At 72.2% G+C, this 18,796-nt stretch carries 15 protein-coding genes; 9 read left to right on the top strand and 6 right to left on the bottom strand.

Annotated features, from left to right (window positions below; all coding sequences use genetic code 11):
• Positions 1 to 112: 112 nt before the first annotated feature.
• From ABIA32_RS14745 to ABIA32_RS14735, 3 genes are all read left to right on the top strand, one after another.
• Positions 113 to 1,249: a helix-turn-helix domain-containing protein gene (locus tag ABIA32_RS14745; RefSeq protein WP_370094961.1), complete on the top strand. Its 1,137-nt coding sequence runs from the start codon at positions 113 to 115 to the stop codon at positions 1,247 to 1,249.
• On the top strand, positions 1,246 to 1,803 hold the full coding sequence (locus ABIA32_RS14740; RefSeq protein WP_370094959.1) for a hypothetical protein: 558 nt from the start codon (positions 1,246 to 1,248) through the stop codon (positions 1,801 to 1,803). The genes ABIA32_RS14745 and ABIA32_RS14740 overlap by 4 nt, the downstream gene beginning before the upstream one ends.
• A 164-nt stretch (positions 1,804 to 1,967) precedes the next feature.
• Positions 1,968 to 2,513 (top strand): hypothetical protein, encoded by a 546-nt coding sequence (locus tag ABIA32_RS14735; RefSeq protein ID WP_370094957.1) that lies wholly within the window; start codon positions 1,968 to 1,970, stop codon positions 2,511 to 2,513.
• Here the strand turns inward: ABIA32_RS14735 and hemQ are convergent.
• Complete coding sequence (gene hemQ, locus ABIA32_RS14730) at positions 2,497 to 3,222, bottom strand: hydrogen peroxide-dependent heme synthase (RefSeq protein ID WP_370094955.1); 726 nt, start codon at positions 3,220 to 3,222, stop codon at positions 2,497 to 2,499. The genes ABIA32_RS14735 and hemQ overlap by 17 nt on opposite strands.
• Positions 3,219 to 4,682 (bottom strand): protoporphyrinogen oxidase, encoded by a 1,464-nt coding sequence (gene hemG, locus ABIA32_RS14725; protein WP_370094953.1) that lies wholly within the window; start codon positions 4,680 to 4,682, stop codon positions 3,219 to 3,221. The genes hemQ and hemG overlap by 4 nt, the downstream gene beginning before the upstream one ends.
• A 140-nt stretch (positions 4,683 to 4,822) precedes the next feature.
• On the opposite strand from hemG, the gene ABIA32_RS14720 reads away from it, so the two are divergent.
• Entirely contained in the window at positions 4,823 to 5,845 is a 1,023-nt protein-coding gene (locus ABIA32_RS14720) for a DUF4349 domain-containing protein (protein WP_370094951.1), read from the top strand.
• Between the two features lie 102 nt (positions 5,846 to 5,947).
• Here the strand turns inward: ABIA32_RS14720 and hemE are convergent, their stop codons facing one another.
• Entirely contained in the window at positions 5,948 to 7,018 is a 1,071-nt protein-coding gene (gene hemE, locus ABIA32_RS14715; RefSeq protein WP_370094949.1) for a uroporphyrinogen decarboxylase, read from the bottom strand.
• An 83-nt stretch (positions 7,019 to 7,101) separates the two neighbouring features.
• Between hemE and ABIA32_RS14710 the strand changes: the two genes are divergently transcribed.
• From ABIA32_RS14710 to ABIA32_RS14690, 5 genes are all read left to right on the top strand, one after another.
• The gene (locus ABIA32_RS14710; RefSeq protein ID WP_370094947.1) at positions 7,102 to 7,815 is read left to right on the top strand and encodes a DUF3000 domain-containing protein; all 714 of its coding nucleotides are present in this window, start codon (positions 7,102 to 7,104) and stop codon (positions 7,813 to 7,815) included.
• A gap of 280 nt (positions 7,816 to 8,095) precedes the next feature.
• Positions 8,096 to 8,839 carry a LuxR C-terminal-related transcriptional regulator gene (locus ABIA32_RS14705; protein WP_370094945.1) on the top strand — a complete coding sequence of 248 codons (744 nt, stop codon included), beginning with the start codon at positions 8,096 to 8,098 and terminating at the stop codon, positions 8,837 to 8,839.
• Positions 8,840 to 8,990: 151 nt separating this feature from the next.
• On the top strand, positions 8,991 to 10,295 hold the full coding sequence (locus ABIA32_RS14700; RefSeq protein WP_370094943.1) for an HRDC domain-containing protein: 1,305 nt from the start codon (positions 8,991 to 8,993) through the stop codon (positions 10,293 to 10,295).
• A gap of 444 nt (positions 10,296 to 10,739) precedes the next feature.
• Complete coding sequence (locus ABIA32_RS14695; RefSeq protein ID WP_370094940.1) at positions 10,740 to 11,963, top strand: acetyl-CoA C-acyltransferase; 1,224 nt, start codon at positions 10,740 to 10,742, stop codon at positions 11,961 to 11,963.
• Positions 11,963 to 14,092, top strand: coding sequence for a 3-hydroxyacyl-CoA dehydrogenase NAD-binding domain-containing protein (locus tag ABIA32_RS14690; protein WP_370094939.1), 2,130 nt, complete (start codon positions 11,963 to 11,965; stop codon positions 14,090 to 14,092). The genes ABIA32_RS14695 and ABIA32_RS14690 overlap by 1 nt, the downstream gene beginning before the upstream one ends.
• An 88-nt stretch (positions 14,093 to 14,180) precedes the next feature.
• Here ABIA32_RS14690 and ABIA32_RS14685 read toward each other — a convergent pair whose 3' ends face one another.
• The 3 genes from ABIA32_RS14685 to dxs all read right to left on the bottom strand — a co-directional run bounded on the left by ABIA32_RS14685 (position 14,181) and on the right by dxs (position 18,608).
• Entirely contained in the window at positions 14,181 to 15,062 is an 882-nt protein-coding gene (locus ABIA32_RS14685) for a DsbA family protein (RefSeq protein ID WP_370094937.1), read from the bottom strand.
• 88 nt (positions 15,063 to 15,150) lie between these two features.
• Positions 15,151 to 16,533 (bottom strand): glycosyltransferase family 39 protein, encoded by a 1,383-nt coding sequence (locus ABIA32_RS14680; RefSeq protein ID WP_370094935.1) that lies wholly within the window; start codon positions 16,531 to 16,533, stop codon positions 15,151 to 15,153.
• A 179-nt stretch (positions 16,534 to 16,712) separates the two neighbouring features.
• Positions 16,713 to 18,608, bottom strand: a complete 1,896-nt coding sequence (gene dxs, locus ABIA32_RS14675; RefSeq protein ID WP_370094933.1) for a 1-deoxy-D-xylulose-5-phosphate synthase — start codon at positions 18,606 to 18,608, stop codon at positions 16,713 to 16,715.
• Between the last annotated feature and the right edge of the window lie 188 nt (positions 18,609 to 18,796).

The following is an 18,796-nucleotide window of genomic DNA, read 5'->3' as shown; positions in this document are numbered from 1 at the left end:
GTGCCTTGCGCCCGGCCGGGCGGGGAGACCCGTCGCGGGCGCGGGCCGATCGCGTCAGCCCTTGAAAGTCGAAGGCATTGCGATTCTCGCAACGGCGTCGTACCGTGGAGGCATGGACGAATCCGTCTCCGGGCGGGTACGCACGGTGATTCGCGCGGCGGGGCTGAGCCACGCCGCGTTCGCCGGACGCGTAGGGATCACGCCCGACAAGCTGTCCAAGTCACTCAACGGCGTACGCCGGTTCAGCTCGCTCGACCTCGCGCTCATCGCCGAGGCCGGGCAGGTCAGCGTGGACTGGCTGCTGACCGGACGCCAGGTCACCCCGGCGGGCGTCGCCGCGCGCGGTGACGCCGCCGCCCACGGGCAGAGCCTGTCCGAGCGGGCCGAGCGCTACACCGCTGCCTACGATGTGCTCGATCTCCTGGGCCGCGCACCCGAGTTGCCGCGGCTGCCCACCCTGCCCGAGGGCGGGCCCGAGCAGCAGGGCGAGCAACTCGCCGTCCAGGTAGCCCGCGAGCTACACCGCACGGTGCCCGAGCCCGCCTCGCTGCTGCCCACGGGCGAACTCCTCGCTCTGGTCGAGCAGACGCACGGGGTGGACTTCGCCGTCACCGAACTGCCAGGCGCCGTCGACGGGTTCGCCTGGCAGGAGGCGGGCTTCCGACTCGCCCTCGCCCGCCGCGACGAGCGGTGGACCAGGCAACGGTTCACCCTCGCCCACGAGCTCGGCCATCTCCTCGCCGGCGACGCGGTCCAGCCGCTCGCCGAATCGCCCGTGGCGCCCGGCCGGCAGGCCGAGCCGGACGAGGTACGCGCCAACGCCTTCGCCGCCGCGCTGCTGATGCCCGAGGCGGAGGTACGCGAGGCCGCCGCCACGCTGGACTTCGCCGCCGTCGTGGTCCGGTTCCGGGTCTCCCCGAGCGCGCTCGCCGCGCGACTTCGGCGGCTCGGCCTCGTCGACGCCGCCGAGCACGCGCGCCTGCGTCGCCGCACCACCGCCGAGTGCCATCTCGCCGCCGGCGCGATGGACGCCTACCTGCGCGAGGCCGCCCTCGCCACCGCCGAACGTCCGCCCGCCCGGCTCGCCGACGGCCTCTGGTCCGCGTTCGAGGCGGGCGAGACGACGCTGCGCCCGCTCGCCGCGCTGCTCGGCATGGCGCCGTCCGAGCTCGAGTCCCGCCTGGGCGAGCAACGGGAGGAGCGACCCGAATCCAGGGCCGACGAAGGCGAGTTGGTCTATCAGCCATGACAGCCGCGACCGAGTGGTGGTTCCCCGACAACACGGTGCTCTGCAACTTCGCGGCCGTCGACCGGCTGCCGCTGCTCGAAAAGGTGCTGGACGGCCGCGGCCGCTGGTCCGAGGCCGTCGCCCGCGAGGCCAGGCTGTCCGCCCGTCATCTGCCGCCGCTCGCCGGTCTCACCGAGCGCGGCTCGCTGGGAGAGCCGGTCGAGATCACCGACCCGGGCACCCGCGCCGAAGTGGAACGCCTGCGCCGCGCCGTCTTCGGCGGCGACCGACGGCGGCCCACCCAGCACCTGGGCGAGGCCGAGACCCTGGCGCTGATCACCAAGGAGTCCGAGTTCCGCCGCTCGGTCTGGATCTCGGACGACCGGGACGCCACCCGCTACGCCCGCCGCCGCGGCATCACCACCTTGGAGACCTACGACCTGGTCCGCGCGGCGGTCAGGGAGGAGTTGCTGGACGCCGTCGAGGCCCACCGGCTGCTGCAGCGGATGACCGAGGCCGGCCGCCGACTGCACCGGCGCAGCGTGGGGCCCGAGGAGTTCCTGACGGCAACGTGACGAGACCGTGTCGAGCCCCTGCCGTCGCCCCGACCCGGGAAAGCTCAAATCTAGCTCTGAGAATCGCGCTCCACTCTTCCGAGGGGAACGCCCGGGAGCCATGCTCTCCCCATGGAGCCAGGTGCGGGGGACCTGGCTCCACCGCTCTTTGGAGGGGTGTCGTAATGAGCCTCGATCCACTGTTTCTCACCGCGGCCACCGGAGTCGGACTGGCCGCCGCGCTGGTCCTGTGGACCGGCGCCCGGACGCGCGGCGGCGGCCATCCCGTCCGAGCCGACCGCGCCTTCCGGGCCGCACTGCGGCTGCTCACCGGCGCGCTGGTGCTGGCCCTGCTGCTGGCCGCCGTGGCGACCTTCCGCTGGGCCGACGCCACCATGGGGGTCACCACTCCGGCGGGCGTCGGCGCCGCGGCGCCAACCCGCCCGCCGCTGCTGGCCTTTCTCCTGCTGCTGTTGTCGGCCGCGCCGGTGCTGGCCTTCGCGCTGCGCCGGCGGAGTGACGCCCGGTCACATCTGGACGTCCGTCCGCACACCGACCTTGAGCGTCGGTCGGCGCTGCGGTCGGTCGGCGCTCATGCCGTACGCATTCCTCGTCCCCGCGTGCCCGCCGGCGATCGTCTCCTCGCGGAGACCGTGCCGGCCGGCCGCCGCGGACGACCCGATGCCGGGCAGCGGATCGACGCCTGGGCGTGGCCTAGGCGAGGCCGTTGACCAGCTCGGTGATCGGCTTGCGGCGCCCGGTGTAGAAGGGCACCTCCTCGCGCACGTACAGCCGCGCGCGGCTCGCCCGCAGGTGGCGCATCAGGTCGACGATGCGGTGCAACTCGTCCGCCTCGAAGGCCAGCAGCCACTCGTAATCGCCCAGGGCGAAGGACGCGACCGTGTTGGCGCGGACGTCGGGGAAGCCGCGCGCCATCTTGCCGTGCTCGGCCAGCAGCTCACGACGCTCGGCGTCCTCGAGCAGGTACCAGTCGTAGGAGCGGACGAACGGGTAGACGCAGACGTACTCGCGCGGCGTCTCGTCCGCGAGGAAGGCCGGGATGTGGGACTTGTTGAACTCGGCCGGGCGGTGCAGCGCCATGTTCGACCAGACCGGTGTGAGCGCGCGGCCGAGGCGGGTGCGGCGGAAGCGGTTGTACGCCTCCTGGAGGTTGTCGCTGTCGGCGGAGTGCCACCAGATCATCAGGTCGGCGTCGGCGCGGAGACCGGAGACGTCGTAGGTGCCGCGCACGGTGACGTCCTTCTCGGCGAGCTGCGCGAACAGCTCCTCGACCTCGGCGCCCATCGCCGCGCGGTCCTCCGGCAGCACGTCCTCGAGTCGGAACACCGACCACAGGGTGTAGCGGATGACGTCGTTCAGCTCACGTGCCTTCGGCTTCTGCTTCTCGCTCTGCTCGCTGTGCTCGCTGTGCTCACTCATGCGCCCATTGTCTCCTTTGCTCGGAACGCTCCGGTCACCAGGTCCGCCGCTCGCCGACCGTCCGCGATGCAGGCCGGGATGCCGACCCCGTGGTACGCCGCTCCGCACAGGGCGAGGCCGGGCAGCAGGCCGAGCTCCGCCTCGATGCGCTCGACGCGCTGCGGGTGGCCGACGGGGTACTGCGGGAGCCCCGCGCGCCAACGGGTGACCGTCTGCGCGTACGGTCGCGCGGTGATCCCGGCGGCCTCCCGGAGATCGGCCAGCGATCGTTCGATCAGATCCGCGTCGTCGTGATCGAGCACCTCCTCCTCGCCGTAGCGGCCGAGGGAGGTGCGCAGCAGGAAGCTGTCCGGGGCGGAGTCGCTCAGCCAGCCCCACTTGTTGCTCGAGAAGGTCGAAGCCTTGATCGCGCGTCCGTCGACGGGCGGCACCAGGAAACCGCTGCCCCGGAGCTCGCCGAGCTCCGCACGACGGAAGGCGAGGGTGACCAGCGCCATGCCGGCGTACTCGACCTCGCCGAGCTCGGCCGCCGCGCGCGGCGCGGTCGCCGCGAGCAGCCGGGCGGCGGCGGTCGCGGGGACGGCGAGCACGACCCCGTCGGCCCGCAGCGTCTCACCGGCCCCGGTCACGGCGGTCCAGCCGTCCTGGGTCCGGCGCAGCTCGCCGACGGGGGTGTCCGTCCGGATCTCCACTCCGGCGGCCCGGCAGGCTGCCGCGACCGCGGCGGGGAGGCGGCCGATGCCGCCGTCGATGCCCATGAAGACGGGGGTGGGATTCGCATTCGCGGCAGCGACTTCGAGCGCGGCGTGCACGCCTTCGATCGCCGATCGATCGCGTCGAGCGATCGCCAGAAGCTGCGGCACGGCCGCGGCGAGCGAAATCTGATCGGCGCGACCGGCGTAGACGCCGCCGAGCAGCGGTTCGACCAGTCGATCGACGACCTCACGCCCGAGCCTGGAGGCGACGTACGCGCCGACCGCCACGTCCTCGCCGACCTCGGTCCGCGGCAGCGTCGAATCCTCGGCGGCGCGGGCCAGCCCCTCCGGCGAGAGCACGCCGGACGCGGCCAGCGCGGCCAGGTCCCCCGGCACGCCCATCAGGTGGCCGGTCGGCATCGGGCGCAGCGCGCCGCGGGTCCAGATCGCGGCCTTGGCGGTGGTCGGCGGCTGCAGCGCGTCGGCCAGGCCGACGGCCCGCGCGAGGTCGACCCCCTCCGGCCGCCTCGCGAGCACGGACTCCGCGCCGAGATCGACGCCGACGCCGCCCACCTCACCGGAGAGCAGCTTGCCGCCGAGCCGCGGCCCGGCCTCCAGCAAGGTCACGCGCGCCTGCGGCTCGCCGGTGCTGCCATCCGCACCACTCAGCCTCGCGGCCGCGGCGAGCCCCGCGATGCCGCCGCCGATGACCAGAACGTGCGGGAGCGGACCGGGGCCGGAGGGGCGCTGCGTCGTGCTGTCCATGCCTTTCACTCTCGCACACCCATTTCGGGCCGCCGACCGCGACCTGTTCTCGGCCCTTTCGTTACCGCCTTGTTGACATCGTGTCGGGAACCGGTTCCCGCCCCGCCCGGTCCAATGGAGACCGAGGAGAGGGAGACTTCATGAAAGCGACAAGCGGTAGACGGCGCTTCGGCGTTGGCCTGGCGACAGGGGTCCTGGCGGCGGGCCTGGCCCTGGCGGGCTGCTCCGCGTCGACCAACGGCGCCGGCAGCAGCGCGGGCGGCGGAGCGGCGGCGCGAAACCCCGTCGCGGCCCCGCAGGCCGGCGGCGCGGCGCAGGCAGCGGGCGGCGGAGCCGCGTCGACGACCGACGGCAAGACGGGTGCGAGCAAGCCGCTGGTCGCCGGGCACTCGGTGATCTACTCGGGCGAACTCCAGCTCCAGTGCGACCACGTCGACGCGACGCTCAAGGAGGCCGAGGACCTGGTCGCGGCGGCGGGGGGCTTCGTCGACTCCGAGCAGAGCGGCAACAACGGCGCCTTTCCCAACGGCGGCTACACCAACCCGCAGGGTCAGGCCCAGACACCACCGCCCCTGCCGGTCCCGACCCAGATCGGCGGTGACTCCGCGCAGGCGGTCTTCAAGGTCCCGACCTCTTCGTACGACGCCGTCTACCAGGAGCTGATCGGGCTCGGCGCGGTGCTGGGGCGCGAGCGTGCGAGCCAGGACGTGACCGCGCAGGTCGTGGACCTCGGCAGCCGGATCAAGACCCAACAGGCGAGCATCGACCGGGTCAACGCGCTGATGAAGCAGGCCGGCTCGCTGAACGACATCGTGGCCCTGGAGTCGGCGCTGACGCAGCGGGAGTCCGACCTCGAGTCCATGCAGTCCCAACTGGCGGCGCTTCAGAATCAGGTGGCCATGTCGACCGTCACGGTGGAACTGTTCCAGAAGGCCACGCCGCCCGCGCCGGTCGCTGCGCCGAAGCCGCGCGGCGCGTGGAGCGCGGCGGGTCACGCGCTGGCCGCGGGCTGGCACGCGCTGTACGAAGTCGGCCGGGCCCTGCTGGTCGCCTTGGCGGCGATGCTCCCGTTCCTGGTACTCCTCGCCCTGATCGGCGGCGCGATCTACTTCTTCCTGCGCCGCCGCACTGCTCCGAAGCCGACGGAAACCGACGAACCCTGATCAGTTGCACCATCAGGGGCGCGGGGCTCTGCTTGATTAACTGCATGCGCGACCAGCCACCGACGTGCAGTTAATCAAGCAGAGCCCCGCGCCCCTCAATAACTACCGCTCAGTGCGCTCGTGGACGTAGGCGACGAGCTTCGTCAGGGCGTCCGGGTCCGTCGTGGGGTGGACGCCGTGGCCGAGATTGAAGACGTGGCCGCGGCCAGACGCCGCCGCAGAGGCCAGCACCTCGTCCGTCTTCTCGCGGACCGCCGCCTCCGGGGCGAACAGAACGGTCGGGTCCAAGTTGCCCTGGAGCGCCTTGCCCGGACCCACCCTGCGCGCCGCCTCCGCCAGCGGCACCCGCCAGTCCACGCCCACCACGTCCGCGCCCGCCTCACCGAGCAGACCCAGCAGCTCGCCCGTGCCCACGCCGAAGTGGATCCGCGGGACGCCGTACGAGGCCACCTCCGCGAACACCTTCGCCGACGCCGGCATCACCGAGCGGCGGTAGTCCTCCGGCGCCAGCCCGCCCGCCCACGAGTCGAACAGCTGCACCGCCGAGGCCCCGGCCTCGATCTGCACCTTCAGGAAGCTCGCGGTGATGACCGCCAGCCGGTCCACCAGCTCGGCCCACAGCTCCGGCGCGCCGTACATCATCGCCTTGGTGTTCTCGTACGTCCGCGACGGGCCGCCCTCGACCAGGTAGCTCGCCAGCGTGTACGGCGCTCCGGCGAAGCCGATCAGCGGAGTCGCGCCCAGCTCGGCGACCAGCAGGCCGATCGCCTCGGTCACGTAGGGAACGTCCCCCGGCTCCAGCGGCCGCAGCTGCTGCAGGTCCTCGCGCGTGCGCACCGGGCGGGCGATCACCGGGCCGACGCCCGGCTTGATGTCCAGGTCGACCCCGATCGCCTTCAGCGGCACCACGATGTCGCTGTAGTAGATCGCCGCGTCCACGCCGTGACGGCGCACCGGCTGCAGGGTGATCTCCTTGACCAGCTCCGGCATCATGCAGGAGTCCAGCATCGCGATGCCCTCGCGGACCTTGCGGAACTCCGGCAGCGAACGGCCCGCCTGGCGCATGAACCAGACCGGCGTGTGTGGGACCTCCTCCCCGCGACACGCGCGCAGCAGCGCGGAGTCGTAGGTCGGCAGGGTCTCGGGGCGGCTGGTGCTCTGGCTCTCGGTCACGTGTGAAATCTTCGCACGGCCGAAGCAGCGCTCCTTCGTGGTGTCGGCGCTGCGCGGACTGGCCGGGCGCATAGTCTTCCGGCATGGCTGGGGTGAGCGGCGGAAAGCCGATGCAAGAAGGCGGTTCCGCATTCGGCGAGGGGGCCACGGGGGCGGACAGTGCTCCTGCGGCGTTCCGTGCCGCCGTCGCCGAGCTCCGCGCCGCGCAGCTGCGTCCGGAGGTGCGGATCGGGGACACCCCGGCGCCGCGCAGGCTCGCCCCCTACGCCTACGCGCTGACCGCGACCGTCGAGGTCGACGGCGAGGAACTGGCCGACGGACGACTGGTGCTGCTGCACGACCCCTCCGGGCACGAGGCCTGGCAGGGCGAGTTCCGGCTGGTCTCGCTGACTCAGGCCGATCTGGAGCGGGAGATCGCGGACGACCCGCTGCTCGCCGAGGTCGGCTGGTCCTGGCTGCTCGACGCACTGGAGCAGCACGGCTGCCGCTACACCGAGCCGAGCGGCACGGTGTCGCGCGCGTACTCGCACTACTTCGGCGGGATGGCGGACCGTCCCTCCAGCACGGAGATCGAGATCCGCGCCTCCTGGACCCCGGTCCCCGACGCCAACGGCCTGAGCCTCGGCGCGCATCTGCGTGCGTGGTGCGAGCTGCTGTGCCAGTGCGCGGGCCTGCCGCCGTTGCCGGCGCCGACGAGTGGGCCGGGGAACGGCGGTGTGCCGGGGCCCGGCGCCGCGCCGCAGGTCAGCAGCGTGGTGCCGATGCCGCTGCGGCGTCAGCCGCGCAGCGGGGCCTGAGGATCGGCCGGTAGGCCAGCGCTTTTCCCGTGCCCGCGCAGGTGAAGGATCGTCAGCTTCGGCGTACGCTGAGGTATCCGATTTCGGACATTTAGGTCACGTGTTCGGCGTGTCGACCGCTTTTGATCACTTTCGAGTGACTTAGGCTCACTCAAGCTGAACAAAATATCCGAACTGCCCGATTTGCCCCTCACTCAATCGTGATCATTCGCTAAAGCCGGGCACCGATGGTGCCGAAGCAGACAGTGACCCTTTCCCGGCACCTCAAACAGGAGGCCTGGTGTCCGTTCTCCTAGAGCACCCCGCAAACCTGGTCGCCTACCGTCCGACGAAGCCCACCGCCATGGTGGTCATCGCGGACCCACGCGTCCGCTCCACGGTCACCCGGCATCTCTGGGCCCTCGGTGTACGTGATGTGATCGAGGCATCCTCGCTCGCCGAGGCCCGTCCCCGGGTCGGCACCCCGCGAGACATCTGCGTCGCCGACGTCCACCTCCCCGACGGCTCCGGCCTCGCCATCCTCGCCGAGACCCGCGCCGCGGGTTGGCCCAACGGCCTCGCACTCTCCGCCGCCGACGACATCGGCGCGGTGCGCAGTGCGCTGGCGAGCGGCGTCAAGGGCTACGTCGTCACCGGCACCCGGGTCGGCGGCAACGGAATGCCGCAGCGCCCCGGCATGAACGGCATGAACAGCGTCAACGGCCTGGGCGGTGGACGACCGGGGATGCCCGGCCACCTGCGCCGGCCCGGCATGCCCGGGGCGCCCGTCCCGCAGGGTGCGCCGGGTGCACAGACCGGCGCGCCCGCTCAGCCCGCGCCGCAGGCGTATCGCGAGCTGTCGGGGCGCGAGGTCGAGGTGCTGCGACTGGTCGCCGAAGGCCAGTCGAACAAGGCGATCGGCGTGGCCATGGGCCTCTCGGCGCTGACCGTCAAGAGCCACCTGGCCCGGATCGCGCGCAAGCTCGGCACGGGCGACCGCGCGGGCATGGTCGCGGTGGCGCTGCGCACGGGCATCATTCACTAGCTCGACTCTCGGCCCCGCTTGCGACGGAACGTTTCTGTGCTCTGGGAACGCTCCCCCGCAAGCGGGGCCGCGTGCTGCCCGCGCGCCGCGCACGCGCCGCCCGCCGTGCGCGCGCAGGAGCGCGGCGCGTGCGCGGGCGTAGGCTTGGGGGGTGACCGACGCCCGTGAAGACGCCATCGACAGCACCAGCAGCGAAGCCCCCGGGCAAGCGGTCCCCCTGCTCGAACCGCGTGAGGGCATTCCACCTGTGGTCGCCGACGCGGACGCGCTCGCCGAGGTCGTGGCACGCTTCGCCGCCGGGAGCGGGCCGGTCGCGATCGACGCCGAGCGGGCCTCCGGCTATCGCTACGGGCAGCGCGCCTACCTGGTCCAGCTGCGCCGCGAGGGCGCGGGCAGCACCCTGATCGATCCGGTCGGCTGCCCGGACCTGACCGCGCTCGGCGAGGCGCTCGCCGACACCGAGTGGGTGCTGCACGCCGCCACCCAGGACCTGCCCTGCCTCGCGGAGCTCGGCATGCGGCCGACCCGCCTCTTCGACACCGAGCTCGCCGGCCGCCTGGCCGGCTTCCCCCGCGTCGGTCTCGGGCCGATGGTGGAGAGCGTGCTCGGGCTGACCCTGGAGAAGGGCCACTCCGCCGTCGACTGGTCGACCCGGCCGCTGCCCGAGCCGTGGCTGCGCTACGCGGCGCTGGACGTCGAGGTCCTGGTCGACCTGCGCGACGCGCTGGAGCAGGAGCTGCGGGACCAGGGCAAGCTGGAGTGGGCGCTCCAGGAGTTCGCCGCGATCGTCGCCGCGCCTCCGGCTCCGCCGCGCACCGACCCGTGGCGCCGCACGTCCGGCGTGCACAAGGTGCGCCGCCGCCGCCAGCTGGCCGCCGTGCGCGAGCTGTGGCAGACCCGCGACAAGGTCGCCCGCGAGCGGGATGTCTCCCCCGGGCGCGTCCTCTCCGACGCCGCGATCGTGGCGGCCGCGCTGGCCATGCCGATCTCGGTCGTCACGCTGCAGGCCGTGCCGGGCTTCGGCCCGCGCGTGCACCGGCGGGCCCTGGAGCAGTGGATAGCGGCGATCGAAGCCGCCCGCGCGATCCCCGAGCCGCAGCTGCCGCCCGCGACCGCCCCGCACGACGGCCCGCCGCCGCCGCGCTCCTGGGCCGACAAGGACCCGATGGCCGCGGCCCGGCTCTCCGCGGCGCGCGCGGCGGTGACCGCGCTCGCCGAGAAGCTGAACCTGCCGCAGGAGAATCTGATCACGCCCGAGCTGGTGCGCCGCGTCTCCTGGGCACCGCCGGCGCCGGCGAGCGCGCCGGCGGTCGCGGACGCGCTGCGCGCGCTCGGCGCGCGCGAGTGGCAGGTCGATCTGGTCTCCCCGGTCATCTCCAAGGCCTACGCGAGCGCGCGCCCAGAACCCCGGCCTACTCCCCCCACCGTCAACGGCCAGCCCCACGCCTCAGCCTGACCTGAAGCATCCAGTTGCACTCTCCGGGGGCGCGAGGAACTGCGCGGGAAACCACCCTGTGCGGACGGCCCTGCGCGTTGAGGACCCCCTGCACGCCGGTGGCTTGTCGCGCAGTTCCCCGCGCCCCTTGCGAGTGCAAGTGATCGATTCGCTCATGGGCTTGCGCCCGCGCGGCGGAGCCGCGCAGTTCCCCGCGCCCCTGAGATGGTTGCAACGGACCCTGCGTCGTAAGGTGTCGCGCTCGCGCCCCTGGAGGGGTGTCGCCGGGCGGCCCGCGGAAAGTGACCCAGAGCTCACTCCGTCTCTTCTTGGCCAGTTGGTTACCGGCGGGTAGCATCTGTCGTGGGACGTCGCACTCGCTTCTGCTGGGCCGCGCGCGGCTGTGCCCACCGTGTCCGCATCGGCGCCCGCGCAAGACCGCGCGCGCCTGGGAGGAGAGCCACCGTGCCTCGTACCGCGAGGGACGTCGTCTTCGTCGACGGCGTCCGCACCCCCTTCGGCAAGGCAGGCCCCAAGGGCATCTACGCCGAGACCCGCGCCGACGACCTCGTCATCAAGGCGATCCGGGAGCTGCTCCGCCGCAACCCGGGCCTGAACCCGGCGCTCGTGGACGAGGTCGCCATCGCCGCCACCACCCAGATCGGCGACCAGGGCCTCACCCTCGGCCGCTCAGCCGCGCTGCTCGCGGGTCTGCCCAAGTCCGTCCCCGGCTACTCCATCGACCGCATGTGCGCCGGCGCGATGACCGCCGTCACCTCGGTCGCGGGCGGCATCGCCTTCGGCGCCTACGACATCGCCGTGGCCGGCGGCGTCGAGCACATGGGCCGCCACCCCATGGGCGAGGGCGTGGACCCCAACCCGCGCTTCCTCTCCGAGAAGCTGGTCGACGAGTCCGCCCTGTTCATGGGCATGACCGCGGAGAACCTGCACGACCGGTTCCCGCACCTGACCAAGGAGCGCTGCGACGCCTACGCCGTCCGCAGCCAGGAGAAGGCCGCCAAGGCCTACGCCGACGGCAACATCCAGCCGGACCTGGTCCCGGTCGCCATCCGCCGCACCAACCCGGCCGGTGGCGAGACCGGTTGGGGCCTGGCCACCGAGGACGAGCCGATGCGTCCGGGCACCACGCTCGAGTCGCTGGCGAACCTGAAGACCCCGTTCCGTCCGCACGGCCGGATCACCGCGGGCAACGCGGCCGGTCTGAACGACGGCGCCACCGCCTCCCTGATCGCCGCCGAGGACGTCGCGCGCGAGCTGGGCCTGCCGGTCAAGATGCGCATGGTCTCCTACGCCTTCGTCGGCGTGGAGCCCGAGGTCATGGGCATCGGCCCGGTCCCGGCGACCGAGAAGGCGCTGGCCAAGGCCGGTCTGACGATCGCCGACATCGGCGCGTTCGAGATCAACGAGGCCTTCGCCATCCAGGTGCTGTCCATGCTCGACCACTTCGGCATCGCCGACGACGACGAGCGGGTCAACCCCTACGGCGGCGCGATCGCCTACGGCCACCCGCTGGCCTCCTCCGGCGTCCGCCTGATGACCCAGCTGGCCCGCCGCTTCGAGCAGCGTCCTGACGTCCGTTACGGCCTCACCTCCATGTGCATCGGCATGGGCATGGGCGCAACGGTCATCTGGGAGAACCCGCACTTCGACGGTAACGGGAGCAAGTGATGACCACCACCACCGAGATGCTGCAGCGGGCTCACGAGCTCTTCCCCGACGAGGTCGTGACGACCGCTCACGTGCGTCACCTCGACCTCCCCCTGGGCGCCGGCCGCTTCGCGCTGATCACCCTGGACAACGGCTTCGACCACACCAAGCCGACCACCTTCGGCCCCGGCTCCCTCGCCAAGCTGAGCGAGTCGCTGGACCAGGTCGAGCGCGAGGCCGCGGCGGGCGAGATCGTCGGCGTCGGCATCACCGGCAAGCCGTTCATCTTCGCCGTGGGCGCCGACCTCAAGGGTGTCGAGGTGCTCAAGGAGCACAGCGACGCGCTCGCCATCGGCAAGGGCGGCCACGACGTCTTCAAGCGGATCGCGGCCCTGCCCGTCCCCAGCTTCACCTTCTACAACGGTGCGGCGATGGGCGGCGGCGTCGAGATCGGCCTGCACTGCTCCTACCGCACCGTCAGCAGCGGCCTGCCGGCCTTCTCGCTGCCGGAGTGCTTCCTCGGCCTGGTGCCGGGCTGGGGCGGCTGCACGATCCTGCCGAACCTGATCGGTGCGGCCAAGGCCGTCACGGTCATCATCGAGAACTCGCTCGCGCAGAACAAGCAGCTCAAGGGCGCGCAGGTCTTCGAGCTCGGCATCGCGGACGCGATCTTCGAGCCCGCCGACTTCGTCGAGCAGTCGCTGCTCTGGGCCGCGCAGGTGCTCACCGGCGCCGTCACCGTCGAGCGTCCCGAGATCGACCGTGGCGAGGCCTGGGACCAGGCCGTCGCCTGGGGCCGCGCCGTCGCCGACGGCAAGGTCCACGGCGCCGCTCCCGCCGCCTACCGGGCGCTGGACATCATCGCCCAGGTCAAGGACGGCGACCTGCAGGCCGGCTTCGACGCCGAGGACGCCGCGCTGGCCGACCTGATCATGGGCGGCGAGCTGCGCTCCGGCATCTACGCCTTCAACCTGGTGCAGAAGCGCGCCAAGCGCCCGGCCGGTGCGCCGGACAAGGCGCTGGCCCGCCCGGTCACCAAGGTCGGCGTCGTCGGCGCGGGCCTGATGGCCTCGCAGCTGGCGCTGCTCTTCGCCCGCCGCCTGCAGGTACCGGTCGTGCTGACCGACATCGACCAGGCGCGCATCGACAAGGGCGTCGGCTACGTCCACGGCGAGATCGACAAGCTGCTCGCCAAGGGCCGCGTCAACGGCGACCAGGCGAACCGCCTGAAGGGCCTGGTCACCGGCTCGCTCGACAAGGCCGAGGGCTTCAGCGACGCGGACTTCGTCATCGAGGCCGTTTTCGAGGAGCTGGGCGTCAAGCAGCAGGTCTTCGCCGAGGTCGAGGCCGTGGTCTCGCCCACCTGCATCCTGGCGACCAACACCTCCTCGCTCTCGGTCTCCGAAATGGCCTCCAAGCTGGAGCACCCCGAGCGGGTCGTCGGCTTCCACTTCTTCAACCCCGTCGCCGTGCTGCCGCTGCTGGAGATCGTCCGCGGCGAGCAGACCGACGACGCCTCGCTGGCCACCGCCTTCGGTGTGGCCAAGAAGCTGAAGAAGACGGCCGTCCTGGTCAAGGACGCTCCGGCGTTCGTCGTGAACCGCATCCTCACCCGCTTCATGGGCGAGATCCAGGCGATCATCGACGAGGGGACCCCGATCTCGGTGACCGAGAAGGGCGTCGAGCCGCTCGGCCTGCCGATGTCCCCGATCGTGCTGCTGGAGCTGGTCGGTCCGGCCATCGCCCTGCACGTCTCCGAGACGCTGCACGGCGCCTTCCCCGAGCGGTTCGGCGTCTCGGAGAACCTGGCCCGCGTGGTCCAGGCCGGCAAGCGCGGCTTCTACACCTGGGCGTCGGGCCAGCAGGAGATCGACCCCGAGGTCGCGGCGCTGCTGCAGGTCGGCGACACCGTGCTGACCGAGGAGCAGGTCCGCGCCCGCGCGCTGGACGCCGTCGCCCAGGAGATCCAGCTGATGCTGGACGAGGGTGTCGTCGCCGAGGCGCAGGACATCGACCTCTGCCTGATCACCGGCGCGGGCTGGCCCTTCCACCTGGGCGGGATCACCCCCTACCTGGACCGTGAGGGCGTCTCCGAGCGCGTCAACGGCAAGCGTTTCCTCGCCCCCGGCGTGGCGAGCGTCCCGGCGTAACGGGAGCCCCGCAGGGAGCAACACCCGAAGGGCGGTTGTCCCGGTCGATCGACCGGGACAACCGCCCTTCGGGTGTTGTACGAGGCTTTCAGTGGGTCGGCGTGGCCGACGGGGACTGGGCCGTACCGGACTTCTTCGCACCACCGGCGGACGCCTTGTGCGCGCTCACCGAGGCGCTCGGCGCCGCGCTGGGCGTGGCGGACGGGCTGAAGCCGGTCGCCGCGTCGTACACCTTGGCGACGAGCTGCTCGGGGGTCAGCGTCTGGGTGCCGGAGATCAGCGTCATCGCCGGGGCCGGACTCTGGGTCGTGCCGCCCTCCTGCAGCTGCAGGACGGGGACGGAGCCGAGCGAGGCGGCGTCGAAGTCCTTGGTGGAGGTCTTGACCCAGACCTTGTAGTCGCCCTTGTCCACGCACGCGCGGAACACGTCCGAGTCCAGCCCGCTGACCTTCTTGGCCAGCGAGATCAGCTTGCCCGTCGACGCGTACGCGTCGTCCGACTCGGCCGGCTGATTCGTCAGCAGCACCGCGCGGTACTCCGCGAACTTCTTCGCGTCCGCGGCGCACGCGAGCGCGTTGCCGGCCTGCAGCGACCCGCTGCCGCCCTGCTTGGCGTCCACGTCGGCGACCTCGCGGTAGTTCACAGTCACCAGACCCGCGTGGACGAGCCTGTCCAGCGTCGGCCCGTAGGTGTCCTCGAAGGTCTTCGAGGCCGGGTCGCGCATGTCCTCGTAGACCGTCAGGGTCACCGGCGACTTTGCGGTGACGGGGATCGCGAGCCCGCTCTGCCCCGCAGCACCGCTCGGCAGCGTCAGCTGCGTCTCCTTGTGCGCGCGCACGACCGATCCGATCAGACCCGCGACCACGAAGACAGCGGCCACCACGCTGCCGATGACCAGCCACCGCCGCCACCGCACCTGACGGACCTCTGCCCCGGGCGACTGCGGACTCTTAGCCGTGGAGCGCTTCACTTCCACCCATCCTCAACCTCTGACCACCGCATGCCTCTGCGGATAGAGGTTCAGGATGTCATGTGGTCCTGGGAATGCTTCAACCGGATCATGAGCTGAGCTGATAGAGAACCGCGCCGCCGACAGTCCCCACCTTGCGGTAGTGCTGGGCGAGCAGGGACCGCAGCGGTGCGATGTGATCCGGCGCATAGGGGGCGCCGCGGGAGTCGTCGACGACGAGCTGCGGCGGCCGCTCGCGCAGCTCCCGTTCGAAGACGGTCCAGGCCCCGGCCATCCCCCGGTCGACGCCGACGCCCTTGCCGTCGCGGCCGCCGGCGAAGTTGGTCAGCAGCCCTGCGGTCAGGTAGCGGCTGGCCGGCGTGCGGTCGGCGAGCCAGTAGATCTCCGGATGCATGCCCCAGATGAGGACCGACTGCTGCGGCGTGGTCCGGGCGTCGATCGCGGCGGCGACGGCCCGGACCCGGTCGACGTCCTTGGTCGGAGCGACGAGGCCGAGCACGAGGAAGACCACGCTCGCCGCCGCCGTCCACGCGAGCGCGCCTCGCGTCCAGTGCGGGCCGAGCCGGAGCAGGGCGGCGGTGCCGAGCAGCGCGAGCGGCGGGACGAGCTGCAGGTAGTAGTGCCCGAAGAAGTGCAGCCCGGTCACGACGCCCAGGGCGGAGCCGCCGAGCCACAGCCACAGGTCGCTGTCCTCACGCAGGGACGCGCGGGGCGCACGGCCGATGGCGAGGACGAGCCCGAGCCCGGCGGCGGCGAGAATGCCCGCGTTGCCGGCGGCGCGGCCGAGGGCGGTCAGCCAGGCGCCGTCGAGGGCGGCGTAGTCGCCGCTGCCGGAGACGACCCAGAAGAGGAAGTTCTTCGGCCCGGTGAGCAGCGCGAGGGCGAGGACGGGCAGCGTGCAGCCGAGCAGCAGGCGGAGGAGGCCCTGAATGCGCTTGCCGCCGCTGCGGTAGAGCATCCAGAGCAGCGGCAGCAACATCGCGCCGCCGGTCTGCTTCACCATCGCGGCGGCTGCGGTCGCGACGCCGGCGCCGGCCCAGCGGCGGCGGTCGGCGAGCCAGAACGCGGCGGCGGTGGCGGGCAGCATGAAGACTTCGAAGGTGGCGGCCTGCGTGTCCTCGGGCGCGAGCCCGATGCTGAGCAGCACGTAGCAGACGCCGGCGACCACGCCTGCCCTGCCGCCCCACCGTCTCTGGGCGACGGACGCCAGCAGCAACGCGGTGACGACATGCGCGCCGACGGCGAGGACGCGCAGCGGCCAGAGGGAGTCGGAGCCGAACAGCCAGAAGCTGCCCTCGTAGAGCCAGGGCAGCACCGGCGGCTTCCGGTCCACGACGTCGACGTAGAGCGTGCCGCCGTGCGCGAGCATCCGCGCCTGCGTCGCGAGATACCCCTCGTCGGGGCTCCAGAACGGCCGCAGAAACGACGGAAGGTGCGTAAGGAGCACCAACGCGCCGAGGAGGAGGGGCAACCCCGTAGGGGCGCGGGGAACTGCGCGAGCAACCACCCTGCGCGGATGGCCCTGCTCGCTCGGGGACTCACCACCCCGGGTGGCTTGTCGCGCAGTTCCCCGCGCCCCTAGGTAGTGCAACTTCCCCTCGCCTCAACCCGTCGCGCCCCTGGAGAGTGCAACTTCCCGTCTGCCCAGACCTACAGCACCGGGGCCGGGTCCAGTGAGACCTTGGCGACCAGCGCTGCCGCCTTCTCCGCAACGCCCTCCGCAGTGAGCCCGATCTCCGACAGGATCTGGTCCCGGCTCGCGTGGTCCAGGAACTGCTGCGGGATTCCCAGATCCCTCAGCGGGACGTCCACCCCCGCGTCGCGCAGCGCCTGTGCGATCGTCGCGCCCACGCCGCCCACGCGGCCGTTGTCCTCGACCGTGATCACGGCCCGGTGCCGCGCCGCCAGCGTGGGGAGCTCGGGATCGACCGGCTTGACCCAGCGCGGGTCGACCACCGTCGCGCTGATGCCCTGCGCCGCCAGCCGCTCCGCGGCATCCAGGCAGGTGGGCGCCATCGCGCCGACCGAGACGATCAGCACGTCCGCGTCCGCGCCGCCGTCCCGCAGCACGTCCATGCCGCCGATCCGGCCGACGGCCGGGATCGCCGCGCCGACCGTGCCCTTCGAGTAGCGGACCACCGTCGGCGCGTCCTCGACCGCGACCGCCTCGCGGAGCTGCGCACGCAGCTGGTCCGCGTCGCGCGGCGCGGCGAGCCGCAGGCCGGGGACGATCTGCAGGATCGACATGTCCCACATGCCGTTGTGTGAGGCCCCGTCGGTGCCGGTCACGCCCGCGCGGTCCAGCACGAAGGTCACGCCGCACCTGTGCAGCGCGACGTCCATCAGCACCTGGTCGAAGGCGCGGTTCAGGAAGGTCGCGTAGACCGCCACGACCGGGTGCAGCCCCCCCGTCGCCAGGCCCGCCGCCGAGACGGCCGCGTGCTGCTCGGCGATGCCGACGTCATACGTCCGCTCGGGGAACTCCTTGGCGAAGGGCGCCAGACCGACCGGGTGCAGCATCGCGGCCGTGATCGCCACGACGTCGCGCCGCTCGCGGCCGATGGCGACCATCTCCTCGCCGAAGACCGAGGTCCAGTCCTGGCCGGCCGTCTTCACCGGGAGGCCGGTGTCCGGGTGGATGACGGGGACCGCGTGGAAGCGGTCCTCCTCGTTCTGCTCGGCCGCGCGGTAGCCGCGGCCCTTCTGTGTAATGCAGTGCACGATGACCGGGCCGCCGAAGCCGCGGGCGCGGCGCAGCGCGGACTCGACCGCCTGGACGTCGTGGCCGTCGATCGGGCCGACGTACTTCAGGCCGAGGTCCTCGAACATGCCCTGCGGGGCGATGAAGTCCTTCAGGCCCTTCTTCGCGCCGTGCAGCGTCTCGAAGAGCGACTGGCCCACGACCGGGGTGCGCTGCAGTGCGTCCTTGCCCCAGGAGAGGAAGCGCTCGTAGCCCTGGGTGGTGCGCAGCGTGGCGAGGTGGTTGGCCAGGCCGCCGATCGTCGGGGAGTAGGAGCGCTCGTTGTCGTTGACGACGATGATGACCGGGCGGTCCTGGGCCTCGGCGATGTTGTTCAGCGCCTCCCAGGCCATGCCGCCGGTGAGCGCGCCGTCGCCGATCACGGCGACCACGTGGCGGTCACTGTGGCCCTGCTGCTGGTTGGCCTTGGCCAGGCCGTCGGCGTAGCCCAGCACGGTCGAGGCGTGCGAGTTCTCGATCACGTCGTGCTCGGACTCGGCGCGCGAGGGGTAGCCGGAGAGGCCGCCCTTGATGCGCAGCTGGGAAAAGTCCTGACGGCCGGTGAGGATCTTGTGGACGTAGGACTGGTGGCCGGTGTCGAAGAGGATCCGGTCCTTGGGCGACTCGAAGACCCGGTGCAGGGCGATGGTCAGCTCGACCACGCCGAGGTTCGGCCCCAGGTGGCCGCCCGTCTTGGAGACCTCCTCGACCAGGAATCCCCGGATCTCCTCGGCCAGCACGGCCAGCTGCCCCGGGCTGAGACGGTCAAGATCGCGCGGTCCCCGAATGCGGGTCAGCAGGGCCACCCGTTCCTCCTCTATCTCTGTCGGCACCGGGCGCCATCGCCCGTTGCCCGTTCCGTCCGGGACGGCCGAGGCGCCCGAATCCGCTCAGTCTAGTTGCCCGCCCCGGACGCGCGACTGCCCGGCACCGGAGCGGTAACGGTGCCGGGCAGTCCTTTTGCGATCCGTCAGCCCCGCGAACGGGTCCTCCC

The organism is Streptacidiphilus sp. MAP12-20, assembly GCF_041262525.1.
Taxonomy (GTDB): domain Bacteria; phylum Actinomycetota; class Actinomycetes; order Streptomycetales; family Streptomycetaceae; genus Streptacidiphilus.
Note: the sequence above shows the minus strand (reverse complement) of the source record. Positions and strands in the feature narration are given on the sequence as shown.

What these genes read in the sequence shown, in the direction of transcription:
- ABIA32_RS14745 (WP_370094961.1), top strand. Translation starts at nt 113, where the DNA reads ATGGACGAATCCGTCTCCGGGCGGGTACGCACGGTGATTCGCGCGGCG.
- ABIA32_RS14740 (WP_370094959.1), top strand. Translation starts at nt 1,246, where the DNA reads ATGACAGCCGCGACCGAGTGGTGGTTCCCCGACAACACGGTGCTCTGC.
- ABIA32_RS14735 (WP_370094957.1), top strand. Translation starts at nt 1,968, where the DNA reads ATGAGCCTCGATCCACTGTTTCTCACCGCGGCCACCGGAGTCGGACTG.
- hemQ (WP_370094955.1), bottom strand. Translation starts at nt 3,222, where the DNA reads ATGAGTGAGCACAGCGAGCACAGCGAGCAGAGCGAGAAGCAGAAGCCG.
- hemG (WP_370094953.1), bottom strand. Translation starts at nt 4,682, where the DNA reads ATGGACAGCACGACGCAGCGCCCCTCCGGCCCCGGTCCGCTCCCGCAC.
- ABIA32_RS14720 (WP_370094951.1), top strand. Translation starts at nt 4,823, where the DNA reads ATGAAAGCGACAAGCGGTAGACGGCGCTTCGGCGTTGGCCTGGCGACA.
- ABIA32_RS14710 (WP_370094947.1), top strand. Translation starts at nt 7,102, where the DNA reads ATGGCTGGGGTGAGCGGCGGAAAGCCGATGCAAGAAGGCGGTTCCGCA.
- ABIA32_RS14690 (WP_370094939.1), top strand. Translation starts at nt 11,963, where the DNA reads ATGACCACCACCACCGAGATGCTGCAGCGGGCTCACGAGCTCTTCCCC.